This is a genomic window from Rhizobium rosettiformans (genome assembly GCF_016806065.1).
Taxonomy (GTDB): domain Bacteria; phylum Pseudomonadota; class Alphaproteobacteria; order Rhizobiales; family Rhizobiaceae; genus Allorhizobium.
The window spans coordinates 932,721-951,857 of sequence record NZ_CP032405.1 but is presented as its reverse complement, the minus strand read 5'-3'; the positions used below and the strand labels follow the sequence as shown (position 1 = coordinate 951,857).

The following is a 19,137-nucleotide window of genomic DNA, read 5'->3' as shown; positions in this document are numbered from 1 at the left end:
GAACCATGCAGCTCTATTCCACCAGCTATCACCGCGCCTCGTCGATCGAGGATGCCGGAAAACTTCTTTCCGGTGCCGAAGACGGCAAGTTCATCGCCGGCGGACAGACACTGATCGCGGCGCTCAAGCAGCGCCTCGCCCAGCCGACAGATCTCGTCGATCTCCGGCACATCGATGCCCTCAAGGGCATCAAGGTCGAGGGACGCCGCGTCACGATCGGCGCTGCCACCACCCATGCCGAGGTCGCCTCTTCGGCGGCCGTCCGCGCGGTGTGCCCGGCGATCTCAAATCTTGCCTCAATGATCGGTGATCCGCATGTCCGGCACATGGGTACGATTGGCGGCTCGGTCGCCAACGACGATCCGGCAGCCGACTATCCGTCGGCGGTTCTCGGCCTCGGGGCGACGGTGGTGACCAATATCCGCGAGATCGCAGCCGACGACTTCTTTGTCGGCCTGTTCGAGACGGCGCTCTCCGAAGACGAGATCATCACAGCGATCCGTTTCGACGCTCCGGAAAAGGCAGGCTATGCGAAGTTCGCCAACCCGGCCTCGCGTTATGCGATGACCGGTGTCTTCGTGTCGAAAGGTGCAGGGGGGGTGCGTGTCGCGGTCACCGGTGCGGGCTCATCAGGCGTGTTCCGCCACGCAGGTCTCGAGGCTGCACTGTCCGCCAACTGGTCACCGGAGGCAGTCGCAGGTGTCGAGATCGATTCGTCGGAGCTGATGTCGGACCTGCATTGCACGGCCGAATACCGTGCCAATCTCATCCGGGTCATGGCCAAGCGCGCCGTCCAGGCGTCTTGATGCCTGGGTCTGTCACCAAAAACGGAAAAGGGCGGCCGTTGTCGTCCTTTTTCTCTGCGGCTTGACGCAGATCAATTTTTGCCAGCTGCAATCCGTTAGGATTTATGTGAGAAAGTTCTGAAATTCGCGCCTTTTGTCGCAGTTTAGAATGAATATACACAAGCAGGGTTGACCGGAACCGCGGACGGACCCAAAAGAGGCTGAAAGACTGGAGTGACAGGCATGGATTTCGAGGCGTTTTTCAAGGATCAGCTCGCGGGGCTTCACGAGGAAGGCCGATACCGCGTCTTCGCTGATTTGGAACGCCAGCGCGGCAACTTCCCGCGCGCGACCCGCTACACCGAAAACGGCACCCAGGAAGTCACCGTCTGGTGTTCCAACGACTATCTCGGCATGGGCCAGAACCCGCTCGTCATCGACGCCATGAAACAGGCCATCGATGACTGTGGCGCGGGTGCGGGAGGCACCCGGAATATCTCTGGCACCAACCACTACCATGTTCTTCTCGAGCGCGAACTGGCCGACCTGCACGGCAAGGAATCGGCGCTGATCTTCACCTCGGGCTATGTCTCCAACTGGGCAGCGCTCGGCACGCTGGGCGCCAAGATCCCGGGCCTGATCATCTTCTCGGATGCGCTCAACCACGCCTCCATGATCGAAGGCATTCGCCATTCCAAGGCCGAGCGCGTCATCTGGAAGCATAACGACGTCAAGGATCTGGAAGCGAAGCTCGCCGCTGCCGATCCGCGCGCGCCGAAAATGATTGCCTTCGAATCCGTCTACTCGATGGATGGCGACATCGCGCCGATCAAGGAGATCTGTGATCTCGCCGATAAGTATGGTGCGATGACCTATCTCGATGAAGTCCATGCTGTCGGCATGTACGGCGCTCACGGCGGCGGTATTGCCGAACGCGAAGGCCTGATGCATCGCCTGACGGTGATCGAAGGCACGCTCGGGAAGGCCTTCGGCGTCATGGGTGGTTACATCGCTGCCTCGACCGCGCTTTGCGATTTCGTCCGCTCGTTTGCCTCGGGCTTCATCTTCACGACGGCGCTTCCGCCGGCGCTCGCTGCCGGCGCTGTCGCCTCGATCCGCCATCTGAAAACCAGCCAGGTGGAGCGCTTCGCCCATCAGGAGCGCGTGCGTCGCCTGCGGTTCATGCTCGACAAGGCCGGCATTCCGCATATGCCGAATCCGAGCCATATCGTGCCGGTCATGGTTGGCGATGCCGCCAAGTGCAAGTGGATCTCCGACCTGCTTCTCGACAACTGTTCCATCTATGTGCAGCCGATCAACTATCCGACGGTCCCGAAAAAGACCGAACGGCTGCGCATCACGCCCACCCCTCTGCATACTGATGCCGATCTCGAACACCTCGTCGGCTCGCTGCACCAGCTCTGGTCGCGTTGCGCGCTCGCCCGCGCCGTGGCTTGATCGCCAGATAACAGACCTTCATAAAGATGCGGGTTCCGGAAACGGAGCCCGCATTTTTCTTTGGGAGGTTTTGAGAACGTGTCCATTTCCCCGCGTGTGAATGACCTTGTTGATCGGGTCGTTGAGGAAGAGCGCATTACTGGCGCCGTTGTTCTGGTCTATCAGGATGGCCAGCCTATCCTCGAAAAGGCCGCTGGTTTTGCGGATCGTGAGGCTGGCGTGCCTGTCCGTCTCGACACGATCTTCCGCTATGCCTCCGTCACCAAGCCGATCGTCGCAGTCACTGCGCTTGTCATGGTCGAGAAGGGGCTGATCGGGCTTGACGATCGGATCTCGCAATACCTGCCCTGGTTCCGGCCGAAGACGGCAGACGGCGTGGAAGCTCGGATCACCATCCGCCATCTGCTGACCCATACGTCCGGTCTGCTCTATGATCCGGCACTGGAGCTTCTGCCCGAAGCACAGCGCATGACGCTCGGCCTTGGCAATACGGATCTCAGCCTCGAGGACAACTTCAGCCGACACAATGCCATCCCGCTTGCCTTCGAGCCGGGTAGCCGCTGGGGCTATTCCTTCGCGACCGACATACTTGGCGGTGTGCTCGCCGCCGTGCATGGCGGGACGCTGGAGGATGCCGTCGTCCATCATGTCGCCGACCCGCTCGGCATGGCCGATGCGCGCTTTCATGTGACTGATCCTGCGCGCCTCGCAGTTGCCTATGCCGATCATCCGGGTCGACCCATGCGGATGCCAGACCCTTGGGTGAGCGGCGAAGAGGAGAACTGGCGCACCGTCTTTTCGCCCGGCCGCATCTTCAACCCCAAGGCGTTCCAGTCCGGCGGCGCAGGCATGGTTGGCACAGCGAAGGACTTTTTGCGGCTCCTGGAAATGCTGCGGACCGATGGCGGCAATCTGCTCTCGCCCGAGATGGCGTGTGCCGCGCTTTCCAATCAGATCGGTGATATCGAGGGCGAGCCCGGCTATCGCTTCAGCTTCGTCGGGGGCCTGGTGACCGATCCCGAGGCGGCGCAAACTGCTCTGCAGAAAGGCGTGGTCCAGTGGGGCGGCGTCTACGGAAACACCTGGTTCATCGATCTGAAGGAGAAGCTGACCGTCATCAGCCTCACCAACAACGCGCTTGAAGGCTGCAACGGGGCCTATCCGGAAATGCTGCGGGCGGCGGTCTATGATCGGTGAGCCAGAGCTTACCGCGCCGCAATAACCTCTGCCGCCTTCCGCCTTGCCTCGCGATCAGCGGCATAGACGTCGGCGATCGTGTCCGCCGGCACCCCTTCGACCATCGCGTCCATCACCGTCTCCACGACCTCGGCCATGTCCAGGAAGCGGATCTTGTCCTCGACGAAGGCGTTGAAGGCGGTCTCTTCCGCTGCGTTGAGGATGGCGCCCTGCAATCCGCCGCGCACAAGCGCGGTGCGGGCAAGTCTCAGGGCCGGGAAGCGCGTCTCGTCCGGCGCCTCGAAATCGAGCCTTGCGAGCTTGGCAAAGTCGAGCCTGTCGACATTGAGCGCCGGGCGCTTCGGATAGGTCAGCGCATAGCCGATCGCCGTGCGCATGTCCGGAACCCCGAGCTGGGCGATGACGGAACCGTCGGTATAGCCGACCATGGAATGAATGATCGATTGCGGATGCACGACGACCTCGATCTGGTCGGGGCGGACGTCGAAGAGGTGCTTGGCCTCGATCATCTCCAGCGCCTTGTTGAACATCGAGGCACTGCCGACGGAGATCTTCAGACCCATCGACCAGTTCGGATGGGTGCGTGCCGTCTGCACCGTGACATTCGCCATCTGCTCGCGCGTGTGGGTGCGGAAGGGGCCACCCGAGGCCGTGAGCACGATACGCTCCAGCGCGTGGCGCTGGTCTTGCTCCAGACACTGGAAGATCGCCGAGTGCTCGCTGTCGACCGGGATCAGGCGCCCGCCGCCCTTGTTTACCGCATCGACAAAGAGAGGGCCTGCAGACACAAGGCATTCCTTGTTGGCGAGCGCGATATCGGCACCGCGCGCGGCCGCCTTCAAGGTCGGTGCCAGACCTGCCGTGCCGACAATCGCCGCCATCACCCAGCCGGCGTCCATGTCAGCGGCCTCGTCCAGTCCGCTTGCGCCTGCGGCGACGTCTGTGTCGGATCCCGACAGCAGATCCTTGAGCGTCCTATACTGGCTCTCGTCGGCGGTGACGGCGAGCTTGGCGCCGGTGCGGCGGGCCTGTTCGGCGAGCAGATCGAGATTGCCGTTGCCGGTGAGCGCCATCACTGCGAAGCTATCGCGACCGCCTAGCTGTTCGATCACGTCCAGCGTGTTCACGCCGATCGAACCCGTCGAGCCAAGGATGGTAAGGCGGCGGGGCCGGTCGTTATCGATCATGCTGCTTACGTCCGATTGCTTCATGCTCAGAAGGCTCTACAAGGGAAAGAGAAGACCAGCAAGAGAGGTCAGTTTCGACCGATCGGCAGCGCCTTTGGGAATGTGACGATGCCGGACGTTCTGCAGCCGACACGATTGCGTGAGAGCCTGCCGGTCCTCCGTGCAGCGCTCGCCTTTCTCTGTCTCGCCGGCGGCGGGGTGCTGTTCCTCGCCGCCTTGCCAGAACAGGCGGCGCAGGTCTGGATGATCGGTGCGGCCGCCGTTCTCGTCGTTCTCGTCTTCGATATCCTTCGCGCACTTCTGCAAGGGCGCATGGGGGTTGATGCGATCGCGGCGCTGTCGATCGGCGTCGGTCTCGCGCTCGGCGAAAACCTCGCGGCCGCGATTGTCGCCGTGATGTATGCCGGCGGACAATTGCTCGAAAGTTTTGCCGAGGGCCGTGCCCGGCGCGACATGACCGCGCTTCTCGGCCGTGTCTCGCGAACCGCAATGCTGTATCGCGGCACAAATCTCGACAGCGTGGCGATCGAAGCGCTCAAGCCGCAGGACCGGATCCTGGTCCGCAAGGGCGAAGTCGTGCCCGTCGATGGTCGTCTACTTGCACCGTCCTCGGTGCTCGACCTGTCGGCACTGACGGGGGAGTCCCTCCCGGTCTCGATCACGCTCGGCGCAGAGGTGCCGAGTGGCGCAACGGCAGTCGGGGATGCCTTCGATCTTCTGGTTCTCAGGGAATCGAAAGAGAGCACCTATGCCGGCATCGTCCGCCTTGTCGAACAGGCGCAGGCGAGCCGTGCTCCGATGGCGCGACTGGCCGATCGCTACGCACTCGTCTTTCTCGCCATCACGCTGCTGCTTGCCGGCGGCGCCTGGTGGTGGAGCGGCGAGGCGACGCGGGCGCTTGCGGTGCTCGTGGTGGCCACCCCCTGTCCGCTGATCCTCGCCGTGCCCGTTGCCGTCATTGCCGGCATGTCTCGAGCTGCGTCCCAGGGCGTGCTGGTCAAGACGGCCGGTGCATTGGAAGCGCTGGCCGCCGTCACCACCGTTGTGGTCGACAAGACGGGCACTGTCACCTCGGCACGCCCCGAGGTCGCAGATGTCAGGGCGGAAGCCGGTTTCACGGTGGATCAGGTGCTCGCGCTTGCCGCCTCGCTGGATCAGGCTTCGAGCCATGTCGCGGCCGAAGCTCTCGTACGGGCCGCCACCGCGCGTGGCCTCGCCCTCACCCTGCCGCAGGGTGTGGCTGAAGATGCCGGCCGCGGCTTGTCAGGGCTCGTCGGTGAGCGGCGGGTGGTGCTGGGCGGCAGCGGCTATGTGCTGTCACACCTGGTGGCGGGGGAGGCGTTCGATCGCGCAAATGTGGAGAATGGTGCCGCCGTCGTGGCGGTCGGTATCGACGGACGTGCCGCAGGGCTTGTCCTGCTCTCCGATCCGCTCCGGCACGATGCCGGCGATGCGATCGCCGGTTTCCGGGCTGAGGGCATAGGGCGGATCGTCATGGCGTCCGGCGACAGGACCGATGTTGCCGAAAAGGCGGCCGCAACTCTTGGTCTCGACGCCGTTTCGGGTGATCTGACGCCGGAAGGGAAGGTGGAGCTGATCCGTCGCGAGCGTGACACGGGCACAGTGATGATGGTCGGCGACGGGGTCAATGATGCGCCGGCGCTGGCGCTGGCCGATGTCGGCGTGGCGATCGGTGCGCGGGGTTCGGCGGCTTCGTCGGAAGCGGCCGATGCGGTGCTGCTAGCGGATGATCTGTCACGCCTGCCGCTGGCCTGTGGCATCGCGAGGCGATCCCGCAACATCGCCCGGCAAAGTGCGGTTGCCGGGCTGATTCTCTCCGGCGGCGCGATGATCTTCGCTGCCTTCGGTTATCTCACGCCCGTTCAGGGTGCGCTGCTGCAGGAGGTCATCGACGTCGCCGTCATCCTCAACGCCTTGCGCGCTCTTCGGAGCTAGGTCGGCCTCAGGCCTGCGTCATGACGCTGCCTTCGCCTGAAATCCGCACACGCAGATTGTTCTGCACATGGGCAACGCCGCTGACGCGCTCGGCACAGTCTTCAGCGCGGCGTTTTTCGAAGCGATCCGTCACATGGCCGGACAGTGTCACTTCGGCATCCTTCACGGTCACCTCGATATCGGAGGCATCGACGGCGGGGTCGTCGACCAGACGGTCATTGACGTCTTCCAGGATGCGGGCATCCGAACGGCGGTAGCCCTTGGGACCCTTGCCGCGGTGGCTGTCCATCTCGCGACGCCGTGCGGCCTCTTCGTCACCGAACCACGATGCGACTTCGTCGCTGGCGCGGTCAACGAAGCCGCGTTCGTCGTCGTAATCGCGATTGCCTCGATTGTAACGACCGCGATAGCCGCGATTGTTGTCTGACGGATAATGGCCGCGTCCGGCACCCCGGGCATAGCGGCGTTCGTCATCTCCGTAACCGCGGTCACTGAGCTCGCCGTCATAGCCCAGATCGTCGGTCGTCCAGTCGGAGCGTCCCATGCGCGGATAGCGCGATCCGCTGGCGCCGTAACCGCCATCCATGCCGTAGTCGCGCTGGCGCATGGCGTCATAGCGATCGGCATCGGGGCGGTTGTCGCCATAGCCGCGAACGAAGCCGCTGTCACCGGGGCCGTAGTCACCGGTCGGGCTGTGGCGCGTGTTGCGATTCCGGTTCCGGCCGTCTCCGGCGTCCCAATTGTCGTTGCGATTGACCATTGTTTCCTCCTTCGGGTCTGGAGGGCAGCGTCGTGCGCCACCTGCGAATCTAACCCTGCGGAGCCGTGGATCGTTCCGGTGAAAACCTGAAAAACAAGTCAGGAACAAAGCGCCATCCGGCCGGTTCTTTTCTCGCCATAACCGATAACCGAGGAGATAACGACATGGCTACCAAGACACTGGAAGAGCTTTTTCACGAGACCCTCAAGGACATCTATTATGCTGAGCGCAAGATCCTCAAGGCCCTGCCGAAAATGGCACGTGGCGCGCAGGACGAGAAGCTGAAGGCCGCCTTCCTGCAGCACAAGGAAGAGACTGAGGGCCAGGTCGAGCGCCTGCAGCAGGTGTTCGAGATCATCGGCAAGCGTCCGCGTGCCAAGACCTGTGCCGCCATCGACGGCATCGTCGAAGAGGGCGAAGAGATCATGGAAGAGTTCAAGGGTTCGCCCGCCCTCGATGCCGGTCTGCTCGCCGCCGCTCAGGCCGTCGAACACTATGAAATCAGCCGCTACGGCACGCTGCGTACCTGGGCCCAGCAGCTCGGCTACAAGGATGCTGTCAAGCTTCTCGACGAGACGCTGGCGGAAGAATCGAAGACCGACGAGGCGCTGACCAAGCTTGCCGAAACGGCGGTCAATGCCGCAGCCCAGAAGAAGGCGGCCTGATCGCTGCCAATCGAAGCAAGGGGTCGGATCTGTTCCGGCCCCTTTTTCCGTGCGGGTTGACTTTGCGTTCGCGCACTCAGTCCTTGGCTGAGCCCTTCCGGGCATAATGATCCTGCAGAAAAGCCATCAGCCGGTTTTCGTCGGCGCGAAGCAGGGCGCGTGAAGGTCCCGTCCGCACCAGGTCACGCACAGCATCAAGGTCCGTGCTCTTGTCGGCAAGGTTGAGGATCGCCGGATGCACATAGCTTGAGCGGCAGATCGTCGGCGTGTTGTGCAGGCGGTCGGAGGCCATCTGGCACATCTGCCGGATTGTGGGACGTTCCGAAGCCTCGATATGCTTCCATGCTTCGGCAAATGCCGCGACAGATCCGCCCCAGGTGCGGAAGGTCTTGGCCGAAAGCCGCATGTTGGTGATCTCAGCGAGATAGGTGTTGAGACGGCCCGAATCGATGCGATGCAGCTGCCCGTCTTTGTCCCGCCACGAAAACAGGTCCCGTCCGGGCAGGTCGGCAATCTCTTCGAGGATCTTTTGCAGTTTCGGATGGCGAAGCTTTCGGCGCACCCGCTTGCCGCCCTTGGCTATGAAGCTCAGCCGGATGCCATCGGGCTCGAAGGTCAGATGACGTTTCTGAAGCGTGGTTGCGCCATAGGTCTTGTTTTCCTCGGCATAGGCGCGGTTGCCAACGCGCATATAGGTCACGTCGAGCAGACTGATCAGAGCTGAGAGCAGGAAGTAACTTGAATCGGCATGTTCGGCGATGTCGCGGGCGATCTTGCGCCGGATCGTCGGAAGCGCCTCGCCGAAGCCGATGAGATCATCGAATTTCCGCTCGCTGCGCCACGCGGCCCAGTCGAGATGATAGCGATACTGCTTGCGTCCCCTGGCGTCGTACCCCGTGGCCTGAAGGTGGCTGCGGGGCTCGAGGCTGATCCAGACCCGTTCATAGGCCGGTGGCAGCGCGAGCTTGCGGACGCGGGCGAGAACAGTCTGGTCGGCAACGACCGTGCCGTCCGGAAGATGATAGGAAAAACCCTTGCCGCGGCGGCGGCGACTGATGCCAAGCTCCGCATCGGTGCCGTAGACCAAACCGATCTCGGTGAGTTCGGGCACATCGTCCGTCGACGGAGGAGGTCCGGCAGTTACCTCTGCATCCTCGCTATCGGTCTTGCTCATCCGACGGGGCTGTCCGTCCCGGTTTCACCGAGTTCGCGGCGCAATTGCTGCCGCGCCCGGCTGAGGCGGCTTTTCACCGTGCCCACGGCACAGCCACAGATTTCGGCCGCATCTTCGTAGCGTTCGCCGAGCATTACGATCAGCACCAGCATTTCCCGGTGATGTTCGGGCAGTCGGTTGAGAGCCCGGCGAACCTCCTCGGCCTGCACGGTCCACTCCTGGCTCGCCTCGCTGGTCAGCCGCGAGGCCACACCCTCGGGCAAGCCGATGGTCTCGCGGCTGCTCTTCTTGAAACGGGTGCAGAAGGTGTTGCGCATGATCGTGAACAGCCAGGACTTCAGGCGTGTTCCCGGCTCGAATTTGTCAAGATTGGCCAGCGCTTTTGTCAGGGTTTCCTGGACGAGATCATCTGCCTCTTCAGGCTTCTGGCAAAAGGTCCGCGCAAAGGCGCGCAATGCCGGTATCAACTCGACCACTTCAGATTGTGCGGCAAGCTCGGCTCTACGGGTCGTCAAGATCGCCATCCTCCGATGTCTGTGGTACCAGGCAGAACGACGCAAAAACGCGCGTCCCATGCCTTGGTTCCCGAAATTGTGAACGGTCGGCCAAGCCGGCGACCATGTCAGCTACGGCTTACGAACTTGCTGAAGCGGCTCAGTTTGCCGTCGGCAGTTTTGTCCTGATGGAGAAAGGCGAGATCGTTCTTTTCGAAGATTCGAAAGAACTCCTCCCATTCGACCTTTTCCAGCGTTTCCTCCGGCTTGCCGAAATCCACTCGCAGGATGCCGCCTTCGCCGCTGTCCTTGACGCGCGTCGGCATGCCATCCCGCTCCTCGATCCAGCGGCGTATCTCATCATGGTCCGTCGTTTGACGCGCACTGCTCATGGTGTGTCTCGCTTGTTGTCATTCCTCCCCTTGACCCGTTGATGGAACGCCTCTGTCAGCCAGTGGTTCCCGGCCCTGCACCGCTTTTTCCGACGGAACCGAGAGCGTCTCCGGATGTTCTCTTTCCCGAAAGATCCGAAAGCGAGAGGGAGAAGCATGACACATGTGCAGAATGTCGACGGCCAGGGCCAGTTGCTGATCGGCGAACGCGTATCACCCATCAGCTATCACGTCGCAGTGGAGCGACGGGGAGAAGGCTATACCGCGAAGGTCGAGATTCAGGCGCCGCGAGATTGGCTGATTCGCCAAGGCTTCGAGACGCGCGCCACCTTGGTGTTCGCATCGGGCGGGCGAGCTGAACTCGAGCACGATGGCCAGCTGGACGTATCCGACAGCATCAGCGTAATCCTTCAAGCTGAGCCGCTGGAATACACGGATCGCCAGAAGCTGATCGAAGCCTTTCCTGAAGCGGAAAGGGGCGTCAACTGACCAAGGCGGTTGATTTCGGCAAAAAGACTAATCCGAGATGGACCGGATGACGTATTGAAGCATCAGGGACAAATCAAACTCAACCCGCCAGCAATGCCCTCAAGTCGGAGGTCCACATGGAAGAACTGAAAATCTCATCTCCGGAGACGCGACGCGACAGGACGGGCGGCATCGTACGCGACAAGCTGGACCTGCTGATGCACGAGACGCGCCGTGAAGCAGTGCCGGAGCACCTGATCGCCCTTGCCGAAGAGTTGCAATCGGCCCTCGATGAAAAGGTTGCGCCCTCCAAGACGCCGACCTGATTCCCCTCGGAACCTTTTCCTCCCGCGATGGGTTGCACTTTTGAATGTGCATCCAGATTTGAGGAAAGGGTATTTCATGACCAACTATTTATGGTTGTTTGTCGTCGCGCTCGGGCCGATTCTGCTCGGTGTTGCCGTCTTTTATGCCATCATGCGGCAGAGACGGCTCAGCGCCCGTGAGCGCATCAATCAAGACGCGGCCACGAGGGAGCTGTATGAAAAAGATGAAAGGGCAGATACCAGCCCCTATGGCGGCAACCGATAGACATCGGTGCCGTATTCGTCGTTACAGGAAACTGCCGTTGTTCGGGTCGTAACGCTTACCATTCGCGATGCTCGCGAGTTCGACGAGATCGTCTTCGTCACGAATGCCGCTCTTCACCAGATAGCTGACGAGCGCTTCGGCATTTTCCTGGACATGCCTGTCGGTATGCTTGCGCTCGTACAACCGCCGTACGGCCCGTTCCACGATCGCATGTTCGTCATTGCTCTTGCCCGGGGGTCTTGGTGCCATGGCATTCCCTCCGTTCGAGGCCGACGATAAAAAGAATAAGCACCCGTCGGCGTGGCATGGAACCATCATGCCGTATAACGGCACGAACGCAACCCTAGATTCGTAATGGCAAGATGTGGGTGGTCAGTTGATGGTGATCCCGACGCGATTCGAACGCGTGACCCTCAGATTAGGAATCTGATGCTCTATCCTGCTGAGCTACGGGACCACTTCTTCCTCCATACAAAAGCACAGGCTTCAAGCCAAGCGGTTTTGCGCGGTTGAAATGTCGTGTTCAGCGTTGCAGGCGTTGCTCGGTCAGACGCACCCAATACGATATCCCCGCTGCGATCGCCTCGTCGTTGAAGTCGTAAGCCGGATTGTGGAGGCCCGCCGTCTCGCCATTGCCGATCATGATGTAGGCGCCGGGGCGCGACTGGAGCATGAAGGCGAAATCCTCGCCGGCCATACTCGGATCCACTTCGGTGTCGACGTTGTCAGGGCCGACCACGTCGATCGCTGCACGCGCGGCGTAGTCCGTCTCGGCAGGATGATTGACGGTGACGGGGCAGGCGCGCTCGTATTCGTATTCGATGGTGGCGCCATGGGCAGCCGCAATGCCGGTTGCGATCTCGCCAATGCGCCGCTCCGCCAGATCGCGCACGCCTTCGTCCAGCGACCGTACTGTGCCGGAGATGAAGGCTTCTTCGGGAATGATGTTATGGGTCGTGCCGGCATGAAACTGGGTGACGGAGACCACGACCGAGCGTAGCGGATTGGCGTTGCGAGCAGCAATGGTCTGAAGGGCGCCGACGATCTGTGCTCCAATGACGATCGTGTCTGCCGTGTTGTGCGGTTCGGCAGCATGGCCGCCGACGCCGGTCAGCTTGAGCTGGAACTTGTCTGGAGCCGCCATAATGCCACCCTTGCGGATGGCGAAGGTGCCGACAGGTTTTCCGGGCATGTTGTGCATGCCATAGATCTCCCCGATGCCGAAGCGCTCCATCATTCCGTCTTCGACCATGGCGAGCGCGCCGCGCCCGCCTTCCTCGGCCGGCTGGAACACCACCGCCACCTGGCCTGTGAAGTTGCGGGTTTCGGCAAGATATTTCGCTGCTCCAAGCAGCATGGCCGTGTGTCCGTCATGGCCGCAGGCATGCATGCGGCCTGGAATGGTCGAAGCCCAGGGCTTGCCGGTGATTTCGTCGAGAGGAAGCGCATCCATATCGGCGCGCAGGCCGATTGTCCTGCCTTCGCCGCCAGAGCCCTTGATGATGCCGACGACTCCCGTGCGGCCGAGGCCGGTTGCGATCTCGTCGACGCCGAATTCCCGCAACTTCGCCTCGACAAAGGCTGCCGTGTTTTCAACGTCGTAAAGGATTTCCGGATTGGCATGCAGATGGCGGCGCCATTCGGTGGCTTCCGACTGGAGTTCGGAAGCACGGTTCAGAAGCGGCATTCTCTCTTCCTGCGTTCATTCTAGATCACGGTCGCGCGGATCACGTGATTGTCGGCATGAATGTGCGCCTTTCAATTGACGTATTCAATGGGCTTTGCCATTCCTTCCCTACATAAGATCTCGTCATGCGTTGATGAGAGCCCAGCCGAACAAGAGGATCGAAGTCGTGTTAGCGAAACGTCCCCGCATGTTGTCTTCAACCGGATCCGCCCGCCGACTGGCGGTCGCCGTCTCGCTGGTGGCGATGGTTCTGCCGGGTCTGGCTGCCGCGAATCCGATGATGGTGGTCGATGTCGGCAGTGGCCGGGTCATCGCCCATGAAGAAGCCTTCCGCAAATGGTATCCGGCCTCGCTGACCAAGCTGATGACGGCTTATACGACCTTCCGCTCCATGCGCTCGGGCGAGCTTTCGCCCGAGACGGTGGTGGTCATGAGCAAACATGCGGCTGACCAGCCGGCAAGCAAAATGTATTTCAGGCCGGGCTCCAAGCTGACGCTCGACAGTGCCTTGAAGCTTCTGATCATCAAGTCTGCCAACGACGTCGCGGTCGCCATCGGGGAGACCGTCAGCGGCAGCGAAGCGGCTTTCGTCCAGCGCATGAACCAGGAGGCCGCCCGGCTCGGTATGACCTCAACGCGGTTCGTCAATCCGAATGGCCTGCCGGGCAAGGGCCAGTACACGACCGCTCGCGACATGGCCCTGCTTGCGACGACCATCCGTCGCGAATTCCCTGAATATGCGGGTTATTTTGCACTGGAAGGCGTGACCACCGGGAAGAAGGACTATCCGAACTTCAACCTGCTCGTCGGTCGTTTCCCCGGCGCTGACGGTATGAAGACGGGTTATGTCTGCGCCTCCGGCTTCAACCAAGTCTCGTCCGCCACGCGCAATGGACGCACCGTGATCTCGGTGGTGCTCGGCGCCGACAGCCTCGGTGCGCGCGCCGATCTCTCCGCCGATCTCCTGCAGAAGGGCCTAACGTCTTCGGTCGCCGGCAACCGGCTGGATCAGCTCGCGCCCTATGGGGAAGGGCAGGATCAGGTGACCGACATCAGCGCCGAGATCTGCAATCCGAAGGCGCGCCAGATCCGTAGCGAAGGCCGTGACGAGGCTGGGCGCATGAAGCTGACGTCTCCTTACATAAAAGAAATGGGCCGCCCGCCGGCGATGAGCTTTGCCGGCCTCATTCCCGGCAGTGAGCCGGTTGAGACGAAACAGGGCTCCGGCGCGGGCCAGATCGCCAATGTGCCGATCCCGAGGCCTCGTCCCACATTCTGAGTAACTTGATGACCCAGTCGCGCATTCCCGTCTCCATCCTCACCGGCTTCCTCGGCGCCGGCAAGTCGACGCTTCTCAACCGGTTGCTCAAGGACCCGGCGATGAAGGACGCGGCCGTCATCATCAACGAGTTCGGCGAAGTGGGTATCGATCATCTGCTGGTCGAGACCTCGAATGATGCGGTGGTGGAACTGGCGGACGGTTGCCTTTGCTGCACCGTGCGCGGTGAGCTCGTCGACACGCTGGCGGAATTGATCGACGGCATGCAGACCGGCAAGGTGAAGCCGCTGTCGCGCGTCGTCATCGAGACGACGGGCCTTGCCGATCCGGCACCCGTGATGCAGTCGGTCATGGGCCATCCGTCGATCGCCCAGCACTTCGATCTAGACGGTGTCGTGACGGTCGTCGACGCGGTCAATGGCCTCTCGACCATCGATGCCTTTCCGGAGGCCTACAAGCAGGTCGCGGTCGCCGATCGGCTGATCCTGACCAAGAAGACGCTCGCCGACGAGGCCGCCGTCTCAGCCATCACGCAGCGCCTGCGCATGCTCAACCCCCGTGCGCCGATCACCGATGGCGATGCTGAGGATGCCGGCTCGGCCGCGATGCTGATCAACGGGCTTTACGACGCCTCAAGCAAGATCGCCGATGTCGATCGCTGGCTGAAGGACGAAATGGCTGCGGTCGGCGATCACCAGCACCATGACCACCATAATCATCATCATGATCACGGTCATCATAGCCACGGGCACTCGCACGGCCATCACCACCATCATGACGTTAACCGGCACGGTACCTCGATCCGCTCCTATTCCATCCTTCACGACGAGCCGATCGATCCGATGGCGATCAACATGTTCATCGATCTCCTACGCTCGACCCATGGCGAGAAGCTTCTGAGGATGAAGGCGATCGTGGCGCTCACCGACCGGCCCGACAAGCCTTTGGTGCTGCATGGCGTGCAGTCGATCTTCCATCCGCCCGTGCGCCTTCCGGCCTGGCCTGAAGGCTCCGACCGCAAGACGCGGCTCGTGCTGATCACCAGGGACCTGTCGGAAAGCTATGTGCGGGATCTGTTCGGGGCCTTCACTGGCAAGGTCGCGATCGACCGGCCGGATCGCGCGGCGATGATGGACAATCCGCTGTCGGTTCCCGGCCTCAAGTTCTAGGCAGGCTTGATACCGCCCTTTCGGATGTGAAAGCGGTGACCGGCGTCGAGCCGCTCCTGCGCGACCAGTTCATGACCGTCCTCGTTGCAGAAATGCGGAATGTCGATGCCGGCGAGCGGGTCGCTGGTCTCCACCACCAGTTCGTCCCCAGGCTTCATGTCGGCCATGCGTCGGCGGGTCTTCAAAACGGGAAGGGGGCATTTCAGCCCCCTCAGATCATAGATCACCGTCTCGCTCATGCCCTTACCAGAGCTTCCAGAAGGGCTTTTTGCCGGCCGGTGCCTGTGCTTGCGCCGGTGATGCAACTGCGGCCTCGGCTGTCTGAGGTGCAAGCGGATTGGGCTGCGGCACCGGGACGGCGGAGGTGGCCGGCGCTGCAGGCGCCGCTGTCTCTGCGGCCTGCGCCTGCGGGTCGCCGTTCGGGTTGGTCGCCATCTGGTTGACAGCGGCCGTGCCATTGGCAGCCGGAGGCGCAGACTGGTCCGCATCGTTGATGTTAAGCAGCCTGCCGGCCTTCAGGGCAGAGCCCGTCGGGGCGAAAGCGAGATCGTGCGAACGCGATCTGCGCAGGTCGGCCACCAGCGCCTTGCGCTCGGCTTCCGTCGGGTCATACCAGATCTTGCCGTCATATTTCTTCAGCGCCTTGGCATAGGCAGCGTCATAGGCTTCGTTGAAGCCGTTAAGCGCGACCGAGAGTGCCGGAGGCGTGCTCATGGCCGGGCAGGCGCCCTGTGGATTGAAGCTCGAGCCGGCCGGAACCGACTGATTGAAGACGTATTTCTTCTCGCAGACATTCACCTCGGGCGGCCGTTTGGTGACCTCGAAATTGTCGTAGCCGACCTTCAGCATCTTCCAGAAATCGAAGTGCGGGCTGTGGCGATGACGCGCCATGTTTTCAGCGGTCATGCGGAAGGGGAAGGCCTGCAACTGCACCGCCTGCTGTCCGCCCTTGAAGGCGTCGCGGGCGAATGCGTAGATCTCCAGCATCTGCGCATCGGTCATCGAATAGCAGCCTGACGACGAGCAGGCGCCATGGATCATCAGATGCGTGCCGGTGCGGCCATTGGCGCGGTCGAACTGGTTCGGAAAACCGGTGTTGATCGCCAGGAAATACTTGGAATTCGGGTTCAGGTGATACGGCGTCAGCGGATAGAAGCCTTCCGGCGCCTGGCGGTCACCTTCCTTCACCTTAGGCCCGAGGCGACCCGACCAGGCGCAGATATCGTATTCCACGACCTTGTCGAAGCGGCCGTTGGTCTTTGCCTTCCAGACCTCGAGCTTGCCCTCTTCCTTGAAGATGCGGATCATGATCGGCGAGTTGCGATCCATGCCCTTCTTCTGGATTTCGGAAATCAGGCGGGCGGGGAGTGGCTGCGCGACCTTGTTGGCGACGCGCGGCGTATCGTAAGCAGCACTCTCCAACGTGTCGTTGCAGCCTGCGAGGGCGGCGGCGAAAACCAGAACCAGGGCCGTTGATGTCAAACGCATGCGCGAAGGCTTTTTCCAGAAACACATGTTGGTGGCTCGAACCGAGCCGATCATGCGTAGTTTAGAACTGCTTTCTTCACAAATTATAAACCAATGACCGCCGATTTCGCCATCCGTCTTCCGCCGCTACCGCTGCAAAGCGGCGGAGTGATGGCAAATTGCCGCAGCCGCAGCCTCAGATCTTAGAGGTTGCGGCCGATATCGAGAAACTTCTGGCGGCGGTCAGTGCGCAGCTGGTCGCCGGAAATTGGTGTCAGTTCCGCAAGCGCGGTCGCGATCACGTCGCCGGTCATGCCGATCACCCGATCCGGTGCGCGATGGGCGCCGCCGACGGGCTCCGGAATGATGGCGTCGATGATGCCAAGACCTTTAAGGTCTTCCGCTGTGATCTTCATGTTGGTCGCAGCTTCCTTGGCGCGGGTCGAATCGCGCCAGAGAATGGAGGCCGCACCTTCCGGCGAGATCACCGAATAGATCGCATGCTCGAGCATGTAGACGCGGTTGCCGGTGGCAATCGCGATCGCGCCGCCTGAGCCGCCTTCACCGATGACAACGGAGACCATCGGCACCTTGAGGCCGAGGCACATCTCGGTGGAGCGGGCAATGGCTTCCGCCTGGCCGCGTTCTTCTGCTCCAACGCCCGGATAGGCGCCGGCCGTATCGATCAGTGTGATGACGGGCAGGCCGAAGCGGTCGGCCATTTCCATGACGCGGATCGCCTTGCGGTAGCCTTCCGGACGGGGGCTGCCGAAGTTGTGCTTGATGCGCGACTTGGTGTCGTTGCCCTTTTCCTGGCCGATCACGGCCACGGGCTGGCCGCGGAAACGCGCGAGGCCGGCCTGGATGGCGGCGTCCTCGGCAAACTTGCGGTCACCGGCCAGCGGTGTGAATTCGGTGAACAGCGCTTCGGCATAGTCGACGAAATGCGGGCGCTGCGGATGGCGCGCGACCTGCGTCTTCTGCCAGGCGTTGAGCTTCGAATAGATCTCCACCATCGCCTCGTCGACGCGGCTTTCCAGCCGGCTAATCTCCTCCGAGGTGTCGATGCTCTCGTCCTCTTCCGCGATCTTCTTCAGTTCGCGGATCTTGGCCTCGAGGTCGGAGATGGGCTTTTCGAAGTCGAGATAGTTGTGCATGAACTCCGTTCCGATCGTTCGTTCCTGGCGCTCGCCGCCCGCAGGAACCGGCTTTGCCGGCCCTAATCGGGGTTTTTGGCCTGTTTTGCAAGGGGGTGATGCGTATGCACCAGTTGCTGCAGGCGCTCGTCGAGCACATGCGTATAGATTTGTGTCGTTGAAATGTCGCTATGGCCGAGCAGTTCCTGCACGGCGCGAAGGTCCGCACCATTGCCGAGAAGATGGCTGGCAAAGGCATGTCGCAGAACATGTGGAGACACGGCATTCGCCGATAACCCGGCCCTGATCGCGAGATCCTTGAGGTCGCGCGCAAAGACCTGGCGGGGCAGATGGCCTTCCTTGCTGGCGGCGGGAAACAGAAATGGGCTGTCGGCGTGAACGGGATCGGCCCCACGAACTTTACCGTATCTTGCCAGGGCTTCGATCGCCGTCCGCGACAGGGGGACGAGCCTTTCTTTGTTGCCCTTGCCTCGCACCAGCAGAAAGCGCCCCTCCTGCGTCAGCACCTTCACCGGCAGCGAGACCAGTTCGCTCACGCGCATGCCGGTTGCATAGAGGAGTTCGATCAGCGCCAGTCGCCGGATGCGCACCGGCTGGTCCGGTCCTTCGATCTTTGCTTCCTGCTCGGCGAGCGACAGAAGCCCGGTGACATCCTCGACCGTCAGCACTTTGGGCAGGGGGCGGCTCTTCTTCGGCGCGTCGAGGATCGCGGTCGGATCATCGCCGCGCAGCCCTTCCGCATAGAGAAACTTGTAGAACTGGCGCATGGCCGACAGGCGTCTTGCCTGGGACGTCGGCTGGAAGCCGCGTCGCGCGAGATCGGAAAGATAGGCGGCCAGATCTTCCCGGGTCGCTGCACCCAGCGTCACCTTGCGGCCGGAAAGAAAATCGGCGAGGTCGTCGAGGTCGCGCTCGTAGGAAGTGAGCGTGTTCTGGGCTGCTCCGCGCTCGGCGCTCAGCATCTCCAGAAAGGCCTCGACGCGAGCCCGGCTCAGATCCGACATATCTTGCTTCCCGCTACTGTTCGACCGGATTGATACGCTCGGAAGGAATGCGCACCGTCACGTCGCGTTCCCGCGGCTCGACGAAGACGGCAAAGGACCACATGGTGACATAGACCAGACCGGCGATGGTCCCGCAGATGAACAGGAAGCGAAACAGAGTGGGCATGGTCGGTCCTTCGCCGGTTCTCGAAATAAATAGGTCGAAACATGGAGTTTACCAAGGCCGGGACAGGCCTTGCGGAAATGC

General features: G+C 61.9%; 22 protein-coding genes and 1 tRNA gene. 10 read left to right on the top strand and 13 right to left on the bottom strand.

Annotated elements, in window-relative coordinates; translation table 11 throughout:
• Nucleotides 1-5: 5 nt before the first annotated feature.
• The 3 genes from D4A92_RS04595 (at nt 6) to D4A92_RS04585 (ending at nt 3,440) form a co-directional block, all read left to right on the top strand.
• Nucleotides 6-806 carry an FAD binding domain-containing protein gene (locus D4A92_RS04595; RefSeq protein ID WP_203018418.1) on the top strand — a complete coding sequence of 267 codons (801 nt, stop codon included), beginning with the start codon at nt 6-8 and terminating at the stop codon, nt 804-806.
• A gap of 222 nt (nt 807-1,028) precedes the next feature.
• Nucleotides 1,029-2,243, top strand: coding sequence for a 5-aminolevulinate synthase (gene hemA / locus D4A92_RS04590; protein WP_203018417.1), 1,215 nt, complete (start codon nt 1,029-1,031; stop codon nt 2,241-2,243).
• A gap of 78 nt (nt 2,244-2,321) precedes the next feature.
• On the top strand, nt 2,322-3,440 hold the full coding sequence (locus D4A92_RS04585) for a serine hydrolase domain-containing protein (RefSeq protein ID WP_203018416.1): 1,119 nt from the start codon (nt 2,322-2,324) through the stop codon (nt 3,438-3,440).
• A gap of 8 nt (nt 3,441-3,448) precedes the next feature.
• Here D4A92_RS04585 and dxr read toward each other — a convergent pair whose 3' ends face one another.
• Nucleotides 3,449-4,627: a 1-deoxy-D-xylulose-5-phosphate reductoisomerase gene (gene dxr, locus D4A92_RS04580; protein WP_203018414.1), complete on the bottom strand. Its 1,179-nt coding sequence runs from the start codon at nt 4,625-4,627 to the stop codon at nt 3,449-3,451.
• 108 nt (nt 4,628-4,735) lie between these two features.
• Between dxr and D4A92_RS04575 the strand changes: the two genes are divergently transcribed.
• Entirely contained in the window at nt 4,736-6,583 is a 1,848-nt protein-coding gene (locus D4A92_RS04575; RefSeq protein ID WP_203018413.1) for a heavy metal translocating P-type ATPase, read from the top strand.
• Nucleotides 6,584-6,590: 7 nt separating this feature from the next.
• On the opposite strand, the gene D4A92_RS04570 is transcribed toward D4A92_RS04575, so the two are convergent.
• Complete coding sequence (locus D4A92_RS04570; RefSeq protein ID WP_246754027.1) at nt 6,591-7,343, bottom strand: BON domain-containing protein; 753 nt, start codon at nt 7,341-7,343, stop codon at nt 6,591-6,593.
• Nucleotides 7,344-7,507: 164 nt separating this feature from the next.
• Here D4A92_RS04570 and D4A92_RS04565 point away from each other — a divergent pair, with 164 nt between their 5' ends.
• The gene (locus D4A92_RS04565) at nt 7,508-8,008 is read left to right on the top strand and encodes a ferritin-like domain-containing protein (RefSeq protein WP_006724510.1); all 501 of its coding nucleotides are present in this window, start codon (nt 7,508-7,510) and stop codon (nt 8,006-8,008) included.
• A gap of 76 nt (nt 8,009-8,084) precedes the next feature.
• On the opposite strand, the gene D4A92_RS04560 is transcribed toward D4A92_RS04565, so the two are convergent.
• The 3 genes from D4A92_RS04560 to D4A92_RS04550 form a co-directional block, all read right to left on the bottom strand.
• Entirely contained in the window at nt 8,085-9,182 is a 1,098-nt protein-coding gene (locus tag D4A92_RS04560) for a DNA topoisomerase IB (RefSeq protein ID WP_203018412.1), read from the bottom strand.
• A complete protein-coding gene (locus tag D4A92_RS04555) occupies nt 9,179-9,706 on the bottom strand; it encodes a sigma-70 family RNA polymerase sigma factor (RefSeq protein ID WP_203018411.1) in 528 nt (175 codons plus the stop codon). Before D4A92_RS04555 ends, D4A92_RS04560 begins: the two co-directional genes overlap by 4 nt.
• Before the next feature lie 98 nt (nt 9,707-9,804).
• Nucleotides 9,805-10,068: a hypothetical protein gene (locus tag D4A92_RS04550; protein WP_006724513.1), complete on the bottom strand. Its 264-nt coding sequence runs from the start codon at nt 10,066-10,068 to the stop codon at nt 9,805-9,807.
• Nucleotides 10,069-10,224: 156 nt separating this feature from the next.
• On the opposite strand from D4A92_RS04550, the gene D4A92_RS04545 reads away from it, so the two are divergent.
• The 3 genes from D4A92_RS04545 to D4A92_RS04535 all read left to right on the top strand — a co-directional run bounded on the left by D4A92_RS04545 (nt 10,225) and on the right by D4A92_RS04535 (nt 11,127).
• Nucleotides 10,225-10,557: a hypothetical protein gene (locus D4A92_RS04545; RefSeq protein ID WP_203018410.1), complete on the top strand. Its 333-nt coding sequence runs from the start codon at nt 10,225-10,227 to the stop codon at nt 10,555-10,557.
• 116 nt (nt 10,558-10,673) lie between these two features.
• Nucleotides 10,674-10,862: a hypothetical protein gene (locus tag D4A92_RS04540; protein ID WP_203018409.1), complete on the top strand. Its 189-nt coding sequence runs from the start codon at nt 10,674-10,676 to the stop codon at nt 10,860-10,862.
• 76 nt (nt 10,863-10,938) lie between these two features.
• Nucleotides 10,939-11,127 carry a hypothetical protein gene (locus D4A92_RS04535; protein WP_203018408.1) on the top strand — a complete coding sequence of 63 codons (189 nt, stop codon included), beginning with the start codon at nt 10,939-10,941 and terminating at the stop codon, nt 11,125-11,127.
• A gap of 21 nt (nt 11,128-11,148) precedes the next feature.
• Here D4A92_RS04535 and D4A92_RS04530 read toward each other — a convergent pair whose 3' ends face one another.
• From D4A92_RS04530 to D4A92_RS04520, 3 genes are all read right to left on the bottom strand, one after another.
• Nucleotides 11,149-11,376 (bottom strand): hypothetical protein, encoded by a 228-nt coding sequence (locus D4A92_RS04530; RefSeq protein ID WP_203018407.1) that lies wholly within the window; start codon nt 11,374-11,376, stop codon nt 11,149-11,151.
• Between the two features lie 131 nt (nt 11,377-11,507).
• Nucleotides 11,508-11,584: transfer RNA gene (locus D4A92_RS04525), tRNA-Arg, on the bottom strand.
• A gap of 66 nt (nt 11,585-11,650) precedes the next feature.
• Entirely contained in the window at nt 11,651-12,814 is a 1,164-nt protein-coding gene (locus tag D4A92_RS04520) for a M20 aminoacylase family protein (protein ID WP_203018406.1), read from the bottom strand.
• A gap of 187 nt (nt 12,815-13,001) precedes the next feature.
• Here D4A92_RS04520 and D4A92_RS04515 point away from each other — a divergent pair, with 187 nt between their 5' ends.
• The gene (locus tag D4A92_RS04515; protein WP_203018404.1) at nt 13,002-14,093 is read left to right on the top strand and encodes a D-alanyl-D-alanine carboxypeptidase family protein; all 1,092 of its coding nucleotides are present in this window, start codon (nt 13,002-13,004) and stop codon (nt 14,091-14,093) included.
• Nucleotides 14,094-14,101: 8 nt separating this feature from the next.
• On the top strand, nt 14,102-15,262 hold the full coding sequence (locus D4A92_RS04510) for a CobW family GTP-binding protein (protein ID WP_203018402.1): 1,161 nt from the start codon (nt 14,102-14,104) through the stop codon (nt 15,260-15,262).
• Here the strand turns inward: D4A92_RS04510 and D4A92_RS04505 are convergent.
• The 5 genes from D4A92_RS04505 to D4A92_RS04485 all read right to left on the bottom strand — a co-directional run bounded on the left by D4A92_RS04505 (nt 15,259) and on the right by D4A92_RS04485 (nt 19,056).
• Nucleotides 15,259-15,501 carry a sulfurtransferase TusA family protein gene (locus D4A92_RS04505; RefSeq protein WP_203018400.1) on the bottom strand — a complete coding sequence of 81 codons (243 nt, stop codon included), beginning with the start codon at nt 15,499-15,501 and terminating at the stop codon, nt 15,259-15,261. The two genes, D4A92_RS04510 and D4A92_RS04505, sit on opposite strands and share 4 nt — an antisense overlap.
• Before the next feature lie 4 nt (nt 15,502-15,505).
• Nucleotides 15,506-16,750, bottom strand: a complete 1,245-nt coding sequence (locus D4A92_RS04500) for a L,D-transpeptidase family protein (protein WP_203018399.1) — start codon at nt 16,748-16,750, stop codon at nt 15,506-15,508.
• 182 nt (nt 16,751-16,932) lie between these two features.
• Nucleotides 16,933-17,886 (bottom strand): acetyl-CoA carboxylase carboxyltransferase subunit alpha, encoded by a 954-nt coding sequence (locus tag D4A92_RS04495; RefSeq protein ID WP_203018398.1) that lies wholly within the window; start codon nt 17,884-17,886, stop codon nt 16,933-16,935.
• Nucleotides 17,887-17,948: 62 nt separating this feature from the next.
• The gene (xerD, locus tag D4A92_RS04490; protein WP_203018397.1) at nt 17,949-18,890 is read right to left on the bottom strand and encodes a site-specific tyrosine recombinase XerD; all 942 of its coding nucleotides are present in this window, start codon (nt 18,888-18,890) and stop codon (nt 17,949-17,951) included.
• Between the two features lie 13 nt (nt 18,891-18,903).
• Nucleotides 18,904-19,056, bottom strand: coding sequence for a hypothetical protein (locus D4A92_RS04485; RefSeq protein ID WP_203018396.1), 153 nt, complete (start codon nt 19,054-19,056; stop codon nt 18,904-18,906).
• Nucleotides 19,057-19,137: the final 81 nt, after the last annotated feature.